Here is an 18,560-nt window from a genome sequence, read left to right on the forward strand (position 1 = left end):
TTGTTTATGGTTATTTTAGGTTCAGCATCACCGAGAAGGCAGGAGTTGCTTAAGCAACTTATTGCTAAGTTTACTGTCTTGCCCGCCAATATTGATGAATCTGTGGGTGATTCTGAGTCAGCGGTAAATTATGTTGAACGTATGGCAAATGAAAAGGCAATGGCGGCTTTTGCTAAGTGGAAAAGTGCCACCCATAGCATGGATGTCCTGCCAATCGTTGTTGGCTCGGACACCAGTGTTGTAGTGGATGGTAAGGTATTGGGTAAACCGGATTCGTTAGCTAGTGCAAAATTGATGTTGAGATCTTTATCTGGACGTTCTCATCAAGTGATGACGGCGGTTTGTTTATATGATGGTCGTTTTGAACAGTCTAATTCTGTTAATGTTATAACGGAAGTTGAGTTTAGAGTGATTTCCGATTTAGAAATAGAGCAATATTGGAAGACTGGCGAGCCGCAAGATAAAGCGGGCTCATATGCGATTCAAGGTCTAGGTTCCATATTTGTCTCGTCCATAAAAGGCTCTTATTCTGCGGTAGTGGGACTACCCTTATATGAAACAGCGAAACTGTTTGAGCAATTAGGAATTCACCCTTTACAGGAGATGTCGCATGAGTGAAGACGTATTAATTAATGTTACTCCCATGGAAATTCGTGTCGCGTTGATTGAAAATGGTGGACTGCAGGAAGTTTATATTGAGCGTTCAAGTCGAAAAGGGATAGTCGGTAATATTTATCAAGGGAAAGTGGTAAGAGTGCTGCCAGGAATGCAAGCGGCCTTTGTCGATATCGGACTTGAACGTGCAGCATTCATCCATGTCTCAGAAGTCGCTCATCGTGATGCGGTTAACCCTAGTGATCAAATTGGTGATTACTTGAGAGAGGGGCAGTCTCTGGTAGTACAAGTAACAAAAGATCCTATTAGTTCAAAAGGGGCTCGATTAACGACTCATCTTTCTATCCCTTCTCGCTATTTGGTTTATATGCCAGATCAAGATCATGTCGGTGTCAGCCAAAGAATTGAGGATGAAGCCGAACGTGAAAGGCTAAAACAGTTAGTGTCTACTGCGCTTACGGATGTTGATGAGACCAGCGGTTATATATTAAGAACGGCTGCTGAGGGGGCCGGTGAAGAGGAAATTCTTTCGGATATTAAGTTTCTAACTCGTTTATGGCAGTCGGTTAAAAAGCGAATCACGCAAGTAAAAGCGCCTGCCGTGATTTATGAAGACCTACCGTTACACCTTAGAACCATGAGAGACCTTGTTAGCTTAAAAACAGAAAGAATTCGGATAGATTCAAAAGAAAACTACATCAAGCTGAAAACCTTTGCTGAGGACTTTATTCCAGATTTAGGTAATAGAATTGAGTATTACCCTGGTGAGAGACCAATTTTTGATATGTATAGTGTCGAAGATGAAATTCAAAAGTCATTGGATAGAAAGGTTCAGTTGAAATCAGGCGGGTACTTACTTGTAGAACAAACTGAATCAATGACGACGATTGATGTTAATACAGGGGCTTTTGTTGGTAGTAGGAACCTAGAGGAAACGATTTATAAAACGAATTTAGAGGCGGCGACTTCGATAGGGCGCCAACTAAAATTACGCAACCTTGGTGGCATTATTATTATTGACTTTATCGACATGGAAGATGAAGAACACAAACGCCAAGTATTAAGGATGCTTGAGAAAGTATTGGATACGGACCATGCTAAAACAAAAATCACCGGCGTTTCTGAGCTCGGCTTAGTAGAGATGACTCGCAAACGCACAAGAGAGAGCTTAGGACAAACCTTATGTGAGCCTTGTAAGTCGTGTAATGGAAGTGGCCTTGTTAAGACGCCTGAAACTGTTTGTTATGAGGTGTTTCGTGAAATTCTTCGAGCGGATCGTGCTTATAATTCTCAAACCTACACTGTGCTAGCGTCCTCTTTGGTTGTGGAGCGCTTTCTAGACGAAGAAAGTGCGGCGGTGGCGGAGTTAGAGGCATTTATAGGTAAAGCGATACATTTTCAGGTTGACCCTGTTTATACGCAAGACCAATATGATGTAGTCCTAAGATAATGGCAAATGGAAAAGGGAAGCTAATTGGGTTAGTTACTAGCGCTGTTTGGTGGTTAACGGCGATTGCTTTTACTGTTTTAATTGTTTGTTTGATTGTTTTTAAGCATGCGCTTCCTTTTGCGAATGAATATAAGAATCAGATTGAAAGTAACCTGACTCAAATAATTGGCTACCCGGTTAGCATAGAGCAAATTACCGCCTCTCTTGAAGGTATTGATCCGACCTTTACTGTACGCGGCATTTCACTGGATACTGAAAGTGCCGCCTCTGCGATACGGCTAGATGCACTTTCAGTTCGAATCGATTTAATCAAATCTGTATTAAATTTTACACCTCACTTTACTTATATCCGTTTTATTAAGCCAAAGATTGATTTGGTTGAGTCATCTGGTAAATGGTTTCTTGCCGGTGTCGCCCATAATAATAGTGTGAAAAGTGATATCGGTTCTACTCGATTAATGGACTATTTGTTAACCCAAAGACAAATTACGTTACTTGATGGTGAAATACATTTAACCAGTAATTCTTATGGAGACAGCGTTTTTTCTACAAATACGTTCTATATGCAAAGAATAAAGAACGGTGTAGGGATTCAGATGGACTTGAATCATGCCGATTTAATTGAGCCTTTAGCGTTGGAGCTAGAAATTCAGTTGGAGTCAAATGATGATTATTTAGTTAATGCTCATTTAACTTCACCGAATATTCGATTGAATAGAGATAGAGTTACGGATCTAGATCGATTGAATATTGACTCTGTCGCCAGTCAGTTTGAGTTATGGGCTCGATATCAAAGTAACCAATCCTTGCAGGTAACTGGGTTATTGAGTGATATGAATGTGGTGTCTGCAGATCAAAAAAATATATCCGGTTCAGCAAAATTTAAAGCTTTTTATAATGTGAAGCAAGACAGTGCGCGTATAGAGGTATCTGACCTGCGAATAACCGAAGAAGGTTTTTCAGATTATAAGTCAACCGACATCGCGATAGATTTAAATTTAAAGAATAATAGAACGCTTGATGTTCTCTTTAATCAATTGGATTTATCTCTTGTGAGTCGGTGGGCCTCGACCTATATAAATCCTGATTGGTTTGCTCGGCAGTTGTTGGATGAAATGGCTTTCACTGGTAAAGCATTAAATGGATCGTTACACATACCTCTAGATGACAGTCAGAGTTTCGAATTCGTGAGTAATGTCAAAAATGTATCTGCTGCAGGCTTTAATGGTATTCCGGCGATCAATAAACTAAATGGGATACTCAACTTAACAGACACGGATGGGTATATAGAATTTGACGCAAAGTCGGCTGATTTAGGTTTTCCAACTTTATATGATAATAGCTGGGCTGTTTCTTCTCTTTCTGGATTGGTTGAATGGAGGGCGTTAAGTGATATTTTCTTAATAAACGGTACGGATCTTCATATAGAGAGAAATGGTGCTGATATCGATGGGAAGTTTCGATTAGAAATTAGAAAAGAAAGTCCTGATTGGATTCTATTGGATATTAAAGGTAAGAATATTCCTGTTGATGATCGTTTGGACTATATTCCAAAAAGCGTTCTGAACGATTCTACTAAGGAGTGGGTTGCTTCGGCGCTTCAGGGAGGGCAGGTCGATGCTTTGGAGCTCATTGTGCAAAGTGAGCTTGCAGAAGATTCTGTGCCACATGTACGACTCGATATGGAGTTGGATCAAGTAAATGTTCGTTTTGCCCCTGACTGGCCTCAAGCTAAAAATGTAAAGGGTAAATTTCAATTAGATAAAGAAGGTATTGCTATTGATGTTGATAGTGCTCAGTTATCTAGATTGAATGTGAGAGACGTTAAAGTGTCGTTGCCTTTTGAAAAAAAGGCTGAGAGTTTGTTAATTTCTGGTCCTATCTCTTATGATGTAGCTAACTTACTCTCTGTGTTAAGGGAGACAAATTTGTCTCAAACGGTGTTGACGCCGTTTGAAGATTGGACTGCTTCAGGCAATGTTTTAGGGCGTTTTTCGGTGGTTACTCCTTTGGTAGAAGGTGTCGTTGATCCTAAGGTAGACCTTAAATTACAGTTTTCTGATACTAAGCTTAATATTTCGAGTTTAGATTTAGATCTAGAGGAAATTTCGGGTAATGTAAATTTTCATTCTGATAATGGTTTAACTAAGTCGATCATAAATTTCGCCACGCTCGGTGGTCATACAGAAGCGACTTTAACATCAAAGTTTGGTAAAAAAGGGCAGCTTTCTATTGGGGTGGCGTTAGCCGGTGATACAGACCTTAATAAGGTTTTAGCGTGGAGATCGATGCCAGAATTGCTACTTGAGGCTACAGAGGGGGCGATCCAATATGAGGCGGATGTTTCTATCAATAACCCTCGAGAGGGAGATATTTTTTTAAACGTTAAAAGTTCTCTTGTTGGCAGTGATATTCATCTTCCTGAGCCGTTTAAGAAAGTAAGCGACGAAACAAAAAGTTTTTTTCTTAATTTATATGGATCTGGGGAAAATTTTACCGTATCGATGCAGTATGATGACCTTATTAGAACTCGCTTTAGGTTGGCGGAAAATGAGTTGGTCGGTGGCGAGCTTTTACTGGGTATTGAAAGGCCTCTAGCAAATAAAATTGAAGCTGGGTTTAATGTTATGGGGCAGCTTGAGTTTCTTGATCTTGCTGATTGGTTGGCGTTCTATGGCCGATATGCAGATACGGCTTCTTCAAACGTATCTGATGATAAGGTAATTATTCCAAGTTGGCTTAATAAGGCTCAGTTGATTGTCGACTCTGTTTCAGTGAATGAGTCAAATGAATTTCATAATGTTAAGGTTTCCTACGATCGGTTTGTCTCACCGGAAGCATTTCAAATTGGTGCGGATGAATTAAATGTTAGATTGAGTAGAAACAACGGTAAGTATTTGCTTCATGCTGGCTATATTAATTGGTCTTCACCTAAATCCGAGGTCACTGATACCGATAAAAAGTCTCCCATTAAAGCGTCTCAAGTTCCTAATATTGATATACAAATTGATGAATTGATTTATAACGGATCGAGTTATGGTGACTGGATGTTTTCTGTTGCTAATGAAGGTGATCGGTTAAGGATTGAGCCGATCACAACAAAGTTAACGAAAGGGCAGTTTGTTGGAAGCTTGTTTTGGCAAGATCAAGATGAAAGGTCTAATGTTGAGTTAGTTATTTCCATTGTTGGTGAAAATGCCGATGAGTTGACTAAGAAATTTGCACCAACGCCATTTTTAACCTCCAAAAATTATGATGTTGATATTAACCTTAGTTGGCTAGGCCACCCTTTGTATTTTGATAAAGAGTCTGTGTCAGGTCGAATAACGTTTGAATCGAAAAATGGTCAATTTACTCAAATCGATCAATTGCCTCAATTTTTAAAAGCACTAGGTATCTTTAATATTAATGCCTTGGCTCGGCGTTTATCTTTAGATTTTTCTGATGTTTATGAGCCTGGTTTGACTTATGATAGTTTTAAGGGGGTACTTTCTTTGCAGAATGGTATTGTAGAGACGGCGTCCCCTATTGAGATTATTTCCCCTACAGCTGAGTTTATTCTTTCTGGTAAGGCGGATCTTGTTACTGAGATATTGGATGAAAAGTTAACAGCGAGCTTTCCTCTAGGGAATACTTTGCCAATAGCTGGTTTGCTAATAGGGGCGCCACAAGTGGCAGGTCTACTATTTATTACAGACAAGTTAATAGGTGATCAGCTAGCGAAGGTTACCAGTGTTCAGTATGAGGTGAAGGGGTCATTTGATAACCCAGAAATAAAGTCTATAAAGTATCAACCTATCAAGAGATGATTTGAAATGAAACTGTGTGCGATTCAAATGACGAGTGGCTCTGAGTGGTTGCAGAACTTAAGGTATGTAGAGCTACGAATTAAGAGGGCTGCTCAGCAGGGAGCAAGGCTGGTTATTCTGCCTGAAAATGCATTTCTTTTTGACGGGAAAGCCTTGAGAGCGCTAGTGGAGGACGAAGTTTCTCAATCAATAATAATGGATACTCTCAAGAGTCTGGCTAGCGGTTTGGGTGTTTGGATTGTCGTGGGCTCTCATCCATCAATAAATAGACCTGATGGTAATCCTGTTCCAAATGGTAAAGTACGCCAATCGTGTTTGGTTTTCTCTCCTTCAAGGGATAACTGTGTTCGTTATGATAAAATACATTTGTTTGATGTGAATGTTACTGACGCTGTTGGGCATTACAAAGAATCGAACTTTATTGAACCGGGGGAGTTAAATGCTGTCGTCTTAGATGTGGATGGCTTAAAAGTAGGTTTGTCTATTTGTTATGATTTGCGTTTTCCTGAGCTTTATCGGGCGCTAGTTGACAAAGGAGCTGAGTTATTGCTCGTGCCAGCCGCCTTTACGTATGTCACTGGTCAAGCACATTGGAATACGTTACTAAGGTCGAGGGCAATTGAAAATCAAGCATTTGTGATGGGAGTTAATCAATGTGGCTACCACACAAAAACTAGACGAACCTTTGGTCACAGTGTGTGTTATTCGCCATGGGGTGATGATTTGGGGCAGTTAGGGGATGATCCTGAAAATCTATACATTTCTATCAATCCTGCTCATATACAGGAATGCAAATCGTCTATGCCTGTTCTAGAGCATAGACGGTTTATGTGAAGCTATCGACGTTGACGCTAAGGTTACAGAAAACTTTCTAAGTTAAACGTTAATGCCTAGCTTCTCTTCCTTTACTTCGCGAATGTATTTAAATAATTTCTTGCGAGCTGTTGTTTTTTTGCCTTCTGCAAGTTCTTTTATTGATTGTCTAACAAGCTGTCTGAAGTGTTGGATATCGATGTTTGGATTCTCATCTAAATAGTTTTGAACCTCAATGCTGCTGTTTTCACCGATCAAGGCGTCTCTTTCTGCTTCTAGTGAATGAAAAAGCTTGTTGTGAGCGGCTGAACTGCTATCAAATAAGGCAACTCTTGCCTCGATGGCTTCAGCGTCTTCATTTCTCATAAGGCGCCCAATATATTGCATATGACGGCGCATCGCTTCTCTTTGATTGAGGCGTGTCGCTTCCGTTAAGGCTGCACGGAGTGTTTCCGACATCTCAACTTTCTGCTGCTGTTGTTTACTTAGCGAGAGTAGTTTTTTGCCAAGTACTTGCAAATCTTCCATTTCCCGCTTTATTTGAGTCTTACTTTTGTAGTTCTCGTCGTCTTCTAAATGTTCGAATTCTGTCATGTTGGCCTAAATAAGAAATATAGTTGCTAATCCAAGAAAGGAAAGAAAGCCTACCACATCTGTTACCGTGGTAAGGATTACGCTTCCCGCAAGGGCTGGGTCAATGCCGAGGCGATTTAGTGCTATAGGCAAAAGTGTACCTGTCATAGCAGCAAACAATAGATTGATCATGATTGCACCCGCTATGATATAGGCAATCTCAAGGTTGTCAAACCAGAATGCAGTGAGGATGGCGACAACAGTTGCCCACAGTATACCATTTAAAATGCCAACTATGATCTCTCTGTTGAGTAGCCATCGCGTATTTGTTGAACCTATTTGGCCTAATGCAATCCCTCGAATTACTAAAGTAAGAACTTGAGAGCCTGCGATGCCTCCCATGCTGGCGACAATCGGCATTAGTATGGCTAAAGCAACCACTTGGTCGAGCGTTCCTTGGAAAAGTCCAATGACGTAAGAGGCAATGAAGGCTGTGATTAGATTGATGCCTAGCCATACAGCTCTTCTGCGAGTTGTTTTCATGACGGGGGAGAATGTATCCTCGTCATCCTCTAGTCCGGCCATACTAAGCATAGAGTGTTCAGCTTCATCTCGAATGACGTCGACGACATCATCGATTGTAATTCGACCGAGTAGTTTGCCGCTTTTTTCATCAATAACTGGGGCGGATACAAGATCGAGTTTTTCGAAAAGTTGTGCGACTTCACTAGCAGAGGTGTTGGCTGTAATTACTGTGGTCTCTGTATCCATGATTTCGCGTATGGTGGAACTGGTATCAGCGACCAATAGCTTTGTTAGTGGCAGGGTACCTAAAAAACGATCTGAGCGACTGACAACTAATAGGTTATCTGTCATGTCGGGAAGTTTGTTATGTCGCCTTAAAAAACGAAACACAATATCTACAGTGATGTTGGGGCGTATTGTGATGGTATCTGTATTCATTAAGCCACCAGCCGAGTCTTCTGGGTAGCTTAATAGGGCTTCTACTCTTAATCTGTTTTGTGCTGACATAGAGGCCAGCACTTCCTTCACAATGGTTTCAGGTAGATGCTGTAACATGTCGGCGAGGTCATCGGTTTCGAATTGCTCTGACACGGCTAAGAGTTGCTTAGTATCCATTTTTTTCAAAAATGGAATACTAATGTCTTCAGTTAGGTATTGAAGGATCTCACCTTCGTTCGTATTGTCAATTAGATCCCAGAGAAGTTGTCTTTCTCGGGGTGGGGAGGATTCAAGTAAGCGAGCGACATCTTGAGCAGGTAAGGCGCCATTAAGTAAGTAGCGAATTTGAGAGGTCGTGCCAGCCTCAAGAGAGGCTGTGACGGTTTTTAAATGCTGTAACGTCGCTTGCTCTGACATAATGTATTTTCTTAAGAGGAAGACCTATTCATCTTCACCAAAACGATTGTTGATAAGCTCAATGATAGCGCTTAAGGCTGAACCTTCGTCTTCACCGTTTGCTTTGACTGTGATTTCAGTGCCTTTTCCTGCGGCCAACATCATCATGGCCATAATGCTTTTGCCATCTACATTGCGGCCATCTTTCTCAATAGTTATATCGCAACTAAATTTTGATGTGGTTTCTACTAGCTTACCTGCTGCTCTGGCATGCAGTCCTAGCTTATTAATTATGGTGATAGATTGTTCTTGCATAGTTATCCTTGTAGCAGTTTTTCAAACGCTGCAAATAGTGAATCATTGGTTTGTGCTTCTCTTAAAGCATTTAATCCATTAGGTGATTGTGCTAGCTGTGCTATTTGTGCAAGGGTTTCAAGATGAGCATCGCACTCGCTTGGAGGCACAATTAACGCAAAAATCAAATCGATTGGTTTGCGATCTATTGAATCAAAATCAATAGGACTTTCTAGCGACATAACTAAAATAGCCGCGTTGTTAGCTGATTCTAATCGACAATGAGGTATTGCAATGCCTTCGCCTATACCGGTGCTACCAAGCTTTTCTCTAGCAAGGAGGCCGCTATAAATTGCGCTTTCATCACAGTGTAACCTATTTGAGACAGCGCTTGCGATATTTTCAAGTACTCTTTTTTTGCTTACAATGTTCTGTTTTGCCAAGACAAGTTCTGGCTTTAACATAGTGATAAGTGACATGAGTCTTTAATCCAATATTAAACTAATCGTTTTCTTTCATTTGAAGGAGGAATGTTCATTGCTTCTCTGTATTTTGCAACAGTTCTTCTAGCTACATTAATTCCTTGCTCTTCTAAAATCGTGGCTAATTTATTGTCACTAAGTGGTTTTTTAGCTGGCTCTTCGGCAACCAGTTTTTTAATCATTGCTCTAATGGCTGTTGATGAGCATTCTCCTCCAGAGGCTGTGGCAACATGACTAGAAAAGAAGTATTTTAATTCAAATATTCCTTTCGGAGTATGCATGTATTTTTGTGTAGTTACACGAGAAATTGTGGACTCATGCATGCCAACTTCTTCAGCTACATCATGAAGTACCATAGGTTTCATGGCTTCTTCACCAAGTTCAAAAAAATCTATTTGTTTTTCAACGATACAGCTTGCTACTTTAAGAAGGGTTTCGTTACGACTTTGTAGGCTCTTTATAAACCATTTCGCTTCCTGAAGTGAGTTTTTGATGTAGTTAGCGTCTTCCGTATTTTTTAATGTATTTGCCATTGTGGAATAGGTTTTATTTATTTTGACTGGTGGCAACGCGTCATTGTTTAGTTCTACTTGCCAGTCTCCATTTTTCTTTTTCACAGAGACATCTGGAATTACATAATCTGTGTCATCAGTATCAATCAGGCTTCCAGGTCGTGGGTTTAGTTGCTGGATTAACTGAATGACTTCTTTTAGTGTTTCTTCTTTTAGTTTTGCTCGACGGCAAAGTTGAGTAAAATCTCGGTTCCCTAATAAGTTTAAATACTGATCTACAACTGTACGGGTGTTTTTATATAGGGGGTGATTAGAGTAAGCTTCGAGTTGAACTAAAAGGCATTCTCTTAAATCTACGGAGCACACCCCAACAGGATCAAAACGTTGCAATCTATGTTGAACTGCAAGTACTTCATCCTCTTCTAGATCTTCAATGGTCTCTTGGAGAGATAACCATATGTCATTGAAAGACACGCCTAAATACCCGTCAGGCTGAACACTTTCTATAAATGAATAGGCAATTTCAATATCTCTGTCTGACATGGTGGTCAGATTAAGCTGCCAAATCAAATGATCTTGAATGCTTTCCGAAGCAGTGTTACGGCTTTCAAAGTCAAAATCGCCTTCAAAGCTTTGAGATTCAGAAACGGCTGCAGAGCTTTGAAAAGTGTCTTCCCAGGAGCTATCAATAGAGAGTTCTTCAGGAATGCTGTCTGTCCATTCTGAATCTATAGTTGCTTCTTCATTTTGCTGACTTTCGGGTTCTTCAGCTTTTTTCTGAATCGATTCACTATTGTGGTTTTCTGATTCATTAGAGCTTTGATCTGATGTGCTCTGTTCGTCGTCGATTTCTAACAATGGGTTTGACTCAAGAAATTCATGGATTTCTTGTTGTAAATCTATCGTGGACAGTTGTAGTAAGCGAATCGCTTGCTGCAACTGTGGCGTCATGGTCAGTTGCTGACCCATTTTCAACTGTAGAGACTGCTTCATAGAGAAACGCTTTTTGTTTGATTATATTGGAACGAGTTATGCATATTACTCCCTTTTATTGGGAAATTAAAAGATTAAAGGCGGAAGTTCTCGCCTAAATAAACCTTTTTGACTTGTTCGTTGTTAATTATGGTCTCGGCATCTCCTGAGGCAATGATATGACCGTCGCCTACTATGTAGGCTTTGTCACATATATCAAGTGTTTCTCTTACATTGTGATCTGTAATTAAAACGCCAATGCCGCTTTCTTGTAACTGCCTGATGATTTGTTTTATATCCCCAACTGAAATAGGGTCAACCCCAGCGAAGGGTTCGTCCAGTAATATAAATTTGGGATTGGTTGCTAAAGCTCTTGCTATTTCTGCTCTGCGGCGCTCTCCCCCAGATAAAGCCATACCTAAATTTTTTCTAATATGGGTAATATGAAATTCAGTAAGTAACTTTTCTAGCTCTTCGTTGCGTTGATTGCTTGTTAGGTCTTTTCTTGTTTCTAAAATGGCAAGTATGTTGTTTTCGACAGACATCTTTCGGAAAATTGAAGCCTCTTGAGGTAAGTAACCAATGCCTTTTTGGGCACGAGAGTGCATAGCTAAGTGAGTTACTGGCTCTCCATCAATAAAAATATCGCCTTGATCGTTTTTGACCATGCCAACAATCATATAGAAGCAGGTGGTTTTCCCTGCGCCATTAGGTCCCAGCAGGCCAACCGCTTGACCTGATTCAACTGAGATGGATACGTCAATAACAACGGGTCTTTTTTTATAACTTTTGGCGAGGTTCTTTGCTTCTAGTAAGGCCATTACGGAACTTCTTGTGTTTGTGGTAATAAGGTCATGTTCACCCGCCCTGTATTGTCTTTACGTGCGGTAAAGGTGCCTTTGTCAATCATATATTGAATGAAATCGGCTCTTATCTCATCGCCTTTTAGTTTTACATAGCTTTGGCCACTTAATTCAAGTGTTGCGTCCACAGTTTGATAGAGTATTTTATCTCCATGGCTAATGATTTCATTGCCTTCAAGATCAATTTTTTGGCTGAATTTTGCAGGAGATCCTTTAGCATTAAGCTGACGAAATTGGTTGGTTTCGGTTGAGCTGGTTACTTTTAGATAGTCTGCCTCAATGAAAATGGATCCTTGTTTAACGGTGACATTGCCTTCATATATGGCTGTTCCGGTTTTTTGATCAAAATGTGCTGAATCTGCAGCAATATTAAGGGGGCTTTGGAGATCGTTATCCAATGCAAAAGTTAGCGAGCTTGAAGTTAATATGGTGAGGGCTATCAGTCTTTTACTTAGCTGTTTTATATTGACCATTTACTTCTCCGCTTAATGAAATTGTTTCGTCATTAATATTTACGCCAATGTCATTAGCTTGGGTTTCCCCAGCTTCTGTTAATAGATAGGAATTGCCTGTGGCAAATATTTCTTGTGTGGTTTCTTTGTATAGTATTATATCCGCATTTAAATGAATGGTGCCGCCAGAATAATTGGTGTGAATAATCTCACTATCTCCATTTAAATAGATGTCTTTACTTGAGTCATTGATAAGACCGAAATTACTTTTTGCAATCCAGTTGTTTCCTTGTTGTGATTTTGACATGTTTGGTTGTGTAAGGTAAGACTCATTTGATTCGTTGTAATGTTTTAATTCTTTAGCACTTAATGTTTCTATGGCAGTGCCATCTTGATTAAATATTTTGATATCCACATCGGTCAAAAAATAATCAGGAGCACTGTCAAGAGCTTCGGCTTCTATAAGAGATTGTTTCGGTGTCAGTCCCATATAAAATGCTAAGAAGAATAACAATAGTCCACCAAAAAATAATGGGAGGAGTTGCCATTTTTTCATTAGTTCGCCTTATTGTTCAATTAGCTTATGCTAGATTGGTAAAGGGTAAATAAATATACGAAATACCCTGAAATGAGAGGCAGGCCGACCCATTTAGGAATGGCTGAACGTTTTTTAGTATTAAATATTATGATTAGTAGGCAAAACATCGTGGTTGTTCCTAATACCCATAAATAATCTCGATGTAACACACTGCTAGATATTGCACCTGGGGCCAATAAAGCAGGTAATGGCAAGACGGTTGCTAAATTAAATAGGTTTGACCCTAGGATGTTACCAATGGCGATGTCATGGAGACCTTTTTTGACGCTTGTTATTGATGCGGCTAATTCCGGTAAGCTCGTTCCGATCGCAACAATGGTTAAACCAATGATCAGCTCACTGACACCAAATATTTGTGCTATCCCAATCGCGCCCCAAACAAGCAGCTTGGAACTTCCTATTAAGGCGAGAAGCCCAATTATTGCAATGATTAATGAACGACCAAGGGTAGTCGACTCTGCGTCAGGTAACTCTTCAGTCAGTTCTCCTTCAAGGTTTTTACTGCCTCTCAGAAGTAAGGTCAATACTACGATGAAAGCAATTATCAATAGTACACCGTCAAAAAAGCTCAAATGGAGGTCGTAAAGCAAGGCACCAACAAAAACGGTGATAAACATTAATAGAGGCACTTCTTTAGTGGCAAGCCCTTTTTTTATGCTAATCGCACTGAAAAATAAAGTTGAACCAAAGACAAGGGCCACATTGGCAATGTTTGATCCTAATACGTTTCCAATAGCAATTTCTGGTGCATCATCTAATGAGGCAATGGCTGAAACAACCATTTCTGGTGCAGATGTTCCTAATGCAACTAAGGTGAGGCCGATGATGATTGGGCTGATATTGAGCTTCTCAGCAACCAGTGCAGAGTGTTCAATAAACTTATCAGAGCTAATAACAAGTATGATTAAGCCAGATATTAGTGCAGCAATAAAAAGTAGCATTTAGTGTTTAACTCTCAGTTTTTCGTAAGGTGTGTTATTTAATGAAGTTTATGAGTTAAATTCAAGACTTGACCTTGGTTTATATCGAGATAAATCCTTTCTATTTGCATTCTCTTTAACTTATGTGGATGGTAGTATCTCAATACTGAGTTTGAGAGAAGGAAAGGTCTTTGTCAGAATACTATGTAGATATCCAAGAGATGAGCTTTTCTAGAGGGAATAGGGTCATTTATAATGATGTTTCAATCCAAATACCTAAAGGAAAAATCACGGCCATTATGGGACCTAGTGGCACCGGTAAGACGACACTATTGCGTTTGATTGGTGGCCAACTACTTCCTTCAACGGGGAGTGTGTTAGTTGATGGAAAAGACATTCCTTTGATTTCTCGAACCTCGCTTTATTCATTGCGTAAAAAAATAGGTATGTTATTTCAAAGTGGCGCCCTATTTTCAGATATAAGTGTGTTTGAAAATGTGGCCTTTCCTATAAGGGAGCATACGGAGTTTAGTGAAGAAACTATTCGCGATATCGTATTGATGAAATTAGAAAGTGTGGGGCTTCGCGGTGCGGCTCAATTGATGCCTTCAGAGCTTTCTGGTGGTATGGCAAGGCGGGTTGCTTTGGCGAGAGCGATTGCTCTGGATCCTGAGTTGGTTTTATATGATGAACCTTTTGCTGGTCAAGACCCTATATCAATGGGTGTGGTGGTTGAATTAATTAAGCGTTTGAATGACTCGGTCGGCCTTACTTCCATTTTGGTATCTCATGACGTTAAAGAATCTCTTTCAATAGCAGACTATGTTTTTATTCTTTCAAATGCCAGTGTTGTTGCTCAGGGAACCCCAGAAGAAATTCGTAATTCTGAAGATGAAAGGGTTGTTCAGTTTTTGGGCGGTTTACCTGATGGTCCAGTCCCATTTCATTATCCAGCAAATGCTTATAAAACGGATCTGGATTTGGAGTACTAATGAAAACGATTGTAAAGCTAGGGGGGCGTGTTTTTGACTGGCTCGAATCCATAGGTAGAGCAGGGTTGCTTCTCATGCAATCTGTTTGTCATAAACCTAAATCTTTTTATGGGGCTTTGTCCTTATTAAATAAGCAGATATATTCTGTAGGTGTGCTATCGCTTGTGATTGTTATAGTTTCAGGTTTATTCATTGGTATGGTGCTGTCTCTACAAGGGTATTCGATTTTAGTTAAATTTGGTTCTGAACAGTCTGTCGGGCAATTAGTTGCGTTAACCTTATTAAGAGAGCTTGGTCCAGTTGTAACAGCCCTTTTGTTTGCTGGGCGAGCTTGTTCGGCCTTGACGGCTGAAATCGGTTTGATGAAAGCGACTGAGCAGTTGTCTAGTTTGGAGATGATGGGTGTGGATCCATATAGGCGAGTTATTGCTCCACGCTTTATTGCAGGGCTTATTTGTTTGCCGATATTAAGTCTTATTTTTTCTATGGTAGGCGTTATGGGCGGAGAGTTCGTTGCTGTAGATTGGCTAGGGATTCATGATGGAAGTTTCTGGAGTTTGATGCAGCAATCGGTCTTGTTTGGGAAAGATGTCTTAAATGGTGTTATTAAGTCATTCTGCTTTGCGATTGCTGTCACTTGGATTGCGGTATACCAAGGCTATGAGTGTGTCCCGACATCTGAAGGAATTGGTAAGGCGACAACCACCACAGTTGTTTTGGGTTCGTTATCTATTTTGGCGTTAGATTTTATACTAACGGCTGCAATGTTTGGGGATTTTTAATATGAGAAATAAGCAAGTAGAGTTGCTGGTTGGCGCTTTTGTTGTTTTGGGTTTTATTGCTTTAGCTTATCTAGCGATTCAAGTCAGTGGATTGGCGTTTTCAGATAAAAAAGATTCCTATCAAATTGTAGCTAGATTTGATGATATTGGGGGGCTATCACAAAGAGCAAAGGTATCTGTTGCGGGAGTCACTATAGGAAGTGTTGAGAGTATTGCTTTAGATAAAGAGCTATACATGGCTTTAGTGACGATGAATATTGATAAGGATGTTGATAATTTACCCGTTGATAGTGCTGCAGCTATTTTAACCAGTGGTTTGCTTGGAGAGAAGTACATTGGTATTTCAATAGGGGCTGAAGATACATTTTTAACGTCAGGAGACGAAATTTTTGATACCCAATCTGCGCTTGTATTAGAGAACCTTATAAGCCAGTTCTTATTTAATTCTACTTCTGGGGAAAAGTGAGTGATGTTTAAATTAATACAGAAATGCGCATTCTTTTTGGCTGCTTTTTCACTGTGTACACAAGCTTATGCTAATGAACAGGCCAGGCAAGCAGTGATTGATGTGGTAGATCGTTTTAATACCGAAATTGTTAAGGATAAAGCGTATCTTTCTGGGCATCGTGAAGAATTGATAAAGCGAGTTGATAATATCCTGACACCTGTAATTGATTTTGACGATTTCTCTAAAAAAGTGATGGGCAAGTATTATCGTAGAGCAACGCCTGAACAGCGTCAGCGTTTTGCTTTAGTGACTAAAGAAACGCTATTAGGAGCCTATGGAGGTTCTCTATTAGAGTTTGATAGTAGCAAAATTAAAGTGTTGCCGCTAGGTCCTCAATCTGGTCGAGAAGTTAAAGTGAATGTCGAATTTGCTACTGAAGCGGGCGCCATTATCGCAATTGACTTTTATATGGAGTCAGGGGCTGAATCAAGGTCATGGTTTCTCAGTAATGTCGTTATTAATGATATTAATTTTGGGCTGACTTTCAGAAAGCAATTCGGCATTATGGTTCAAAATAATAAAAACGACATTGATAAAGGGATAGATGCTTGGCAACAATCCCTCGCTAGTAAAAAGGTATAGGGCTTTGATTAGTTGTAGGGTTGAAGGGCGTACTGTGTATTTAGAGGGAAAATATGACTCTAACCAGTTAGCGTCTCTACAAAAGAGGCTTTTTGAATTTATTGTGGCCAGTTCAGAAGAGAGTGTGATTAATTTAGAAAAGGTAAGTGGTAGTGGCAGTGGTTTGGTTGCGGTATTGATTGCATGCATTCGACTATCTATAAAATCTGGAAAAAAACTTCTTTTACAGGATTTAGTGATCAGCTAAGAGGATTGATACAACTTTCAAATTTAGGGGAGATTCTCTTTTCAGTTGAGTCAGTTTAATTCTGCTGGCATTGTTTTTTGGATATAAAGTGTTTTTTCTAAGAAAATTTCAGTAAATTTACTTAAGAATGCAATAATGGTGTTAAGAAGTCTCCTGTCCTGATGTAGAATTCATGCATTATTTTATAAGCATGAATTTAGGAGTCTCTGTGAATTCAAACGAAGTACAAAAGTTACTCGAATCCTCTATACCTCATTCTACGGTTACAGCAGAAGGTGAAGGCTGTAATTTTCAAGTGTCAGTAGTAAGTACGGCTTTTGAAGGTTTGTCGACCGTAAAAAGACAGCAATTGGTTTACTCTCATTTACAAGAAGCTATTTCCTCTGGGGCTATTCATGCAGTGACGATGAAAACGTTGACGCCTGAACAAAATAACGCCAAGAACTAATCATACTAATAAAAAGAGAAAAATTATGGATAAGCTACTTATTAGTGGTGGTCGAGTTTTAAATGGTGTTGTCAGGGCTTCGGGTGCGAAAAATGCCGCCTTACCTATCTTGGCTGCAACCTTGCTAACAAAAGATTTAATAACGATTAAAAATTTACCTCATCTACATGATATTACCACCATGCTTGAATTATTAGGCTCTATGGGGTGTGGTGTTGTTGTTGATGAAAAAATGGGGGTCGAATTAAACGTTTCAACTCTTGATAATTATGAAGCCCCTTATGAATTAGTGAAAACTATGAGGGCTTCTATTTTGGTCCTTGGCCCGCTGATTAGCCATTTTGGGAAGGCTGTTGTTTCATTACCAGGTGGTTGTGCTATTGGTAGTCGTCCGGTAGACCTTCATTTACGTGGTTTAGAGGCAATGGGTGCCACAATCGAAGTGGAAAATGGAAATATTATTGCAAGTGTTGACGGGCGTTTACAAGGTGCGCGCATATTCTTTGATAAAGTAACGGTAACAGGAACAGAAAACCTTTTGATGGCTGCTTGCCTAGCAGAAGGAAGGACTGTGCTCGAAAACTCAGCGAGAGAGCCTGAAGTAGTGGATTTGGCTGAATGCTTGATCTCTATGGGGGCAATAATTTCAGGGCATGGTACAGACACAATCATTATTGACGGTGTTGATAGGCTGCATGGAACAACTTATTCAGTGATGCCAGACCGCATTGAGACGGGAACCTTTTTAATTGCCGGTGCTATTACTGGTGGCAAGGTAAGGGTGATTGATACTGATGTGAGTTCGCTTGAAGCGGTTATTGCAAAGCTGGAAGAGGCGGGTGCGATTATTACAACGGGTGATGATTGGATTGAGCTGGATATGAAAGGGGAAAGAGCAACGGCAGTAAATATAAGTACCGCTCCGTACCCTGCATTTCCGACAGACATGCAGGCACAGTTTATGGCATTGAATTCAGTTGCTAAGGGCGTGGGTAGTATTACGGAGAATATATTTGAAAACCGTTTTATGCATGTAAATGAATTGATGCGTATGGGTGCTGAAGTTGAAGTAACTGGTAATACGGCCATTGTAAGAGGGTGTGAGAGTTTAACGGGTGCGCCTGTTATGGCCACTGATCTTAGGGCTTCAGCCAGCCTTGTATTGGCGGCTTTGGTTGCTCAAGGTGAAACAAAAATTGATCGTATTTATCACATTGATCGTGGCTACGAATGCATAGAAGAAAAGTTAGGGTCTCTGGGTGCAAAAATTTCTCGGGTGTTAAATTAAA

The 18,560-nt window shown here is 40.0% G+C and carries 20 protein-coding genes; 11 read left to right on the forward strand and 9 right to left on the reverse strand.

Translation table 11 applies throughout. The annotated features are described in order from the left end of the window. Positions 1 to 6 precede the first annotated feature (6 nt). From O1D97_RS15730 to O1D97_RS15745, 4 genes are read left to right on the forward strand one after another with little or no spacing between them, the layout of a single operon-like run. Positions 7 to 618, forward strand: coding sequence for a Maf family protein (locus O1D97_RS15730; protein ID WP_330221498.1), 612 nt, complete (start codon positions 7 to 9; stop codon positions 616 to 618). Further along, a complete protein-coding gene (gene rng, locus O1D97_RS15735; protein WP_269127120.1) occupies positions 611 to 2,065 on the forward strand; it encodes a ribonuclease G in 1,455 nt (484 codons plus the stop codon). The genes O1D97_RS15730 and rng overlap by 8 nt, the downstream gene beginning before the upstream one ends. After that, on the forward strand, positions 2,065 to 5,874 hold the full coding sequence (locus O1D97_RS15740) for a YhdP family protein (protein WP_269127121.1): 3,810 nt from the start codon (positions 2,065 to 2,067) through the stop codon (positions 5,872 to 5,874). The genes rng and O1D97_RS15740 overlap by 1 nt, the downstream gene beginning before the upstream one ends. Positions 5,875 to 5,880: 6 nt before the next feature. Further along, positions 5,881 to 6,708 carry a carbon-nitrogen hydrolase family protein gene (locus O1D97_RS15745; RefSeq protein WP_269127122.1) on the forward strand — a complete coding sequence of 276 codons (828 nt, stop codon included), beginning with the start codon at positions 5,881 to 5,883 and terminating at the stop codon, positions 6,706 to 6,708. Positions 6,709 to 6,750: 42 nt separating this feature from the next. On the opposite strand, the gene yjgA is transcribed toward O1D97_RS15745, so the two are convergent. From yjgA to O1D97_RS15790, 9 genes are all read right to left on the reverse strand, one after another. Beyond that, a complete protein-coding gene (gene yjgA, locus O1D97_RS15750; RefSeq protein ID WP_269127123.1) occupies positions 6,751 to 7,281 on the reverse strand; it encodes a ribosome biogenesis factor YjgA in 531 nt (176 codons plus the stop codon). 6 nt (positions 7,282 to 7,287) lie between these two features. Further along, complete coding sequence (mgtE, locus tag O1D97_RS15755; protein WP_269127124.1) at positions 7,288 to 8,640, reverse strand: magnesium transporter; 1,353 nt, start codon at positions 8,638 to 8,640, stop codon at positions 7,288 to 7,290. A gap of 24 nt (positions 8,641 to 8,664) precedes the next feature. Next, complete coding sequence (locus O1D97_RS15760) at positions 8,665 to 8,934, reverse strand: HPr family phosphocarrier protein (protein WP_269127125.1); 270 nt, start codon at positions 8,932 to 8,934, stop codon at positions 8,665 to 8,667. Positions 8,935 to 8,936: 2 nt separating this feature from the next. Next, positions 8,937 to 9,392, reverse strand: a complete 456-nt coding sequence (locus tag O1D97_RS15765; RefSeq protein ID WP_269127126.1) for a PTS sugar transporter subunit IIA — start codon at positions 9,390 to 9,392, stop codon at positions 8,937 to 8,939. A 17-nt stretch (positions 9,393 to 9,409) separates the two neighbouring features. Further along, positions 9,410 to 10,900 carry an RNA polymerase factor sigma-54 gene (locus O1D97_RS15770; protein WP_269127127.1) on the reverse strand — a complete coding sequence of 497 codons (1,491 nt, stop codon included), beginning with the start codon at positions 10,898 to 10,900 and terminating at the stop codon, positions 9,410 to 9,412. 74 nt (positions 10,901 to 10,974) lie between these two features. After that, positions 10,975 to 11,700 (reverse strand): LPS export ABC transporter ATP-binding protein, encoded by a 726-nt coding sequence (gene lptB, locus O1D97_RS15775; RefSeq protein WP_269127128.1) that lies wholly within the window; start codon positions 11,698 to 11,700, stop codon positions 10,975 to 10,977. After that, positions 11,700 to 12,215 carry a lipopolysaccharide transport periplasmic protein LptA gene (gene lptA / locus O1D97_RS15780; protein WP_269127129.1) on the reverse strand — a complete coding sequence of 172 codons (516 nt, stop codon included), beginning with the start codon at positions 12,213 to 12,215 and terminating at the stop codon, positions 11,700 to 11,702. The genes lptB and lptA overlap by 1 nt, the downstream gene beginning before the upstream one ends. Next, positions 12,190 to 12,750, reverse strand: a complete 561-nt coding sequence (gene lptC / locus O1D97_RS15785) for an LPS export ABC transporter periplasmic protein LptC (protein WP_269127130.1) — start codon at positions 12,748 to 12,750, stop codon at positions 12,190 to 12,192. Before lptC ends, lptA begins: the two co-directional genes overlap by 26 nt. Before the next feature lie 20 nt (positions 12,751 to 12,770). Then, positions 12,771 to 13,733, reverse strand: a complete 963-nt coding sequence (locus O1D97_RS15790; protein WP_269127131.1) for a calcium/sodium antiporter — start codon at positions 13,731 to 13,733, stop codon at positions 12,771 to 12,773. A 200-nt stretch (positions 13,734 to 13,933) separates the two neighbouring features. Between O1D97_RS15790 and O1D97_RS15795 the strand changes: the two genes are divergently transcribed. The 7 genes from O1D97_RS15795 to murA all read left to right on the forward strand — a co-directional run bounded on the left by O1D97_RS15795 (position 13,934) and on the right by murA (position 18,559). Continuing rightward, entirely contained in the window at positions 13,934 to 14,704 is a 771-nt protein-coding gene (locus O1D97_RS15795; RefSeq protein ID WP_428981133.1) for an ATP-binding cassette domain-containing protein, read from the forward strand. Further along, entirely contained in the window at positions 14,704 to 15,486 is a 783-nt protein-coding gene (gene mlaE, locus O1D97_RS15800) for a lipid asymmetry maintenance ABC transporter permease subunit MlaE (protein WP_269127133.1), read from the forward strand. Before O1D97_RS15795 ends, mlaE begins: the two co-directional genes overlap by 1 nt. A 1-nt stretch (position 15,487) precedes the next feature. Further along, entirely contained in the window at positions 15,488 to 15,952 is a 465-nt protein-coding gene (gene mlaD / locus O1D97_RS15805) for an outer membrane lipid asymmetry maintenance protein MlaD (protein WP_269127134.1), read from the forward strand. Between the two features lie 3 nt (positions 15,953 to 15,955). Beyond that, a complete protein-coding gene (locus tag O1D97_RS15810) occupies positions 15,956 to 16,576 on the forward strand; it encodes an MlaC/ttg2D family ABC transporter substrate-binding protein (protein ID WP_269127204.1) in 621 nt (206 codons plus the stop codon). 4 nt (positions 16,577 to 16,580) lie between these two features. Then, entirely contained in the window at positions 16,581 to 16,823 is a 243-nt protein-coding gene (locus O1D97_RS15815) for a hypothetical protein (protein ID WP_269127135.1), read from the forward strand. A gap of 208 nt (positions 16,824 to 17,031) precedes the next feature. Beyond that, the gene (locus tag O1D97_RS15820) at positions 17,032 to 17,271 is read left to right on the forward strand and encodes a BolA family protein (protein WP_269127136.1); all 240 of its coding nucleotides are present in this window, start codon (positions 17,032 to 17,034) and stop codon (positions 17,269 to 17,271) included. 25 nt (positions 17,272 to 17,296) lie between these two features. Further along, positions 17,297 to 18,559, forward strand: coding sequence for a UDP-N-acetylglucosamine 1-carboxyvinyltransferase (murA, locus tag O1D97_RS15825; RefSeq protein WP_269127137.1), 1,263 nt, complete (start codon positions 17,297 to 17,299; stop codon positions 18,557 to 18,559). Position 18,560 lies beyond the last annotated feature (1 nt).

This window comes from Marinomonas phaeophyticola (assembly GCF_026966905.1).
Classification (GTDB): domain Bacteria; phylum Pseudomonadota; class Gammaproteobacteria; order Pseudomonadales; family Marinomonadaceae; genus Marinomonas; species Marinomonas phaeophyticola.

What these genes read in the sequence shown, in the direction of transcription:
- O1D97_RS15730 (WP_330221498.1), top strand. Translation starts at nt 7, where the DNA reads ATGGTTATTTTAGGTTCAGCATCACCGAGAAGGCAGGAGTTGCTTAAG.
- rng (WP_269127120.1), top strand. Translation starts at nt 611, where the DNA reads ATGAGTGAAGACGTATTAATTAATGTTACTCCCATGGAAATTCGTGTC.
- O1D97_RS15740 (WP_269127121.1), top strand. Translation starts at nt 2,065, where the DNA reads ATGGCAAATGGAAAAGGGAAGCTAATTGGGTTAGTTACTAGCGCTGTT.
- O1D97_RS15745 (WP_269127122.1), top strand. Translation starts at nt 5,881, where the DNA reads ATGAAACTGTGTGCGATTCAAATGACGAGTGGCTCTGAGTGGTTGCAG.
- yjgA (WP_269127123.1), bottom strand. Translation starts at nt 7,281, where the DNA reads ATGACAGAATTCGAACATTTAGAAGACGACGAGAACTACAAAAGTAAG.
- mgtE (WP_269127124.1), bottom strand. Translation starts at nt 8,640, where the DNA reads ATGTCAGAGCAAGCGACGTTACAGCATTTAAAAACCGTCACAGCCTCT.
- O1D97_RS15760 (WP_269127125.1), bottom strand. Translation starts at nt 8,934, where the DNA reads ATGCAAGAACAATCTATCACCATAATTAATAAGCTAGGACTGCATGCC.
- O1D97_RS15765 (WP_269127126.1), bottom strand. Translation starts at nt 9,392, where the DNA reads ATGTCACTTATCACTATGTTAAAGCCAGAACTTGTCTTGGCAAAACAG.
- O1D97_RS15770 (WP_269127127.1), bottom strand. Translation starts at nt 10,900, where the DNA reads ATGAAGCAGTCTCTACAGTTGAAAATGGGTCAGCAACTGACCATGACG.
- lptB (WP_269127128.1), bottom strand. Translation starts at nt 11,700, where the DNA reads ATGGCCTTACTAGAAGCAAAGAACCTCGCCAAAAGTTATAAAAAAAGA.
- lptA (WP_269127129.1), bottom strand. Translation starts at nt 12,215, where the DNA reads ATGGTCAATATAAAACAGCTAAGTAAAAGACTGATAGCCCTCACCATA.
- lptC (WP_269127130.1), bottom strand. Translation starts at nt 12,750, where the DNA reads ATGAAAAAATGGCAACTCCTCCCATTATTTTTTGGTGGACTATTGTTA.
- O1D97_RS15790 (WP_269127131.1), bottom strand. Translation starts at nt 13,733, where the DNA reads ATGCTACTTTTTATTGCTGCACTAATATCTGGCTTAATCATACTTGTT.
- O1D97_RS15795 (WP_428981133.1), top strand. Translation starts at nt 13,934, where the DNA reads ATGAGCTTTTCTAGAGGGAATAGGGTCATTTATAATGATGTTTCAATC.
- mlaE (WP_269127133.1), top strand. Translation starts at nt 14,704, where the DNA reads ATGAAAACGATTGTAAAGCTAGGGGGGCGTGTTTTTGACTGGCTCGAA.
- mlaD (WP_269127134.1), top strand. Translation starts at nt 15,488, where the DNA reads ATGAGAAATAAGCAAGTAGAGTTGCTGGTTGGCGCTTTTGTTGTTTTG.
- O1D97_RS15810 (WP_269127204.1), top strand. Translation starts at nt 15,956, where the DNA reads ATGTTTAAATTAATACAGAAATGCGCATTCTTTTTGGCTGCTTTTTCA.
- murA (WP_269127137.1), top strand. Translation starts at nt 17,297, where the DNA reads ATGGATAAGCTACTTATTAGTGGTGGTCGAGTTTTAAATGGTGTTGTC.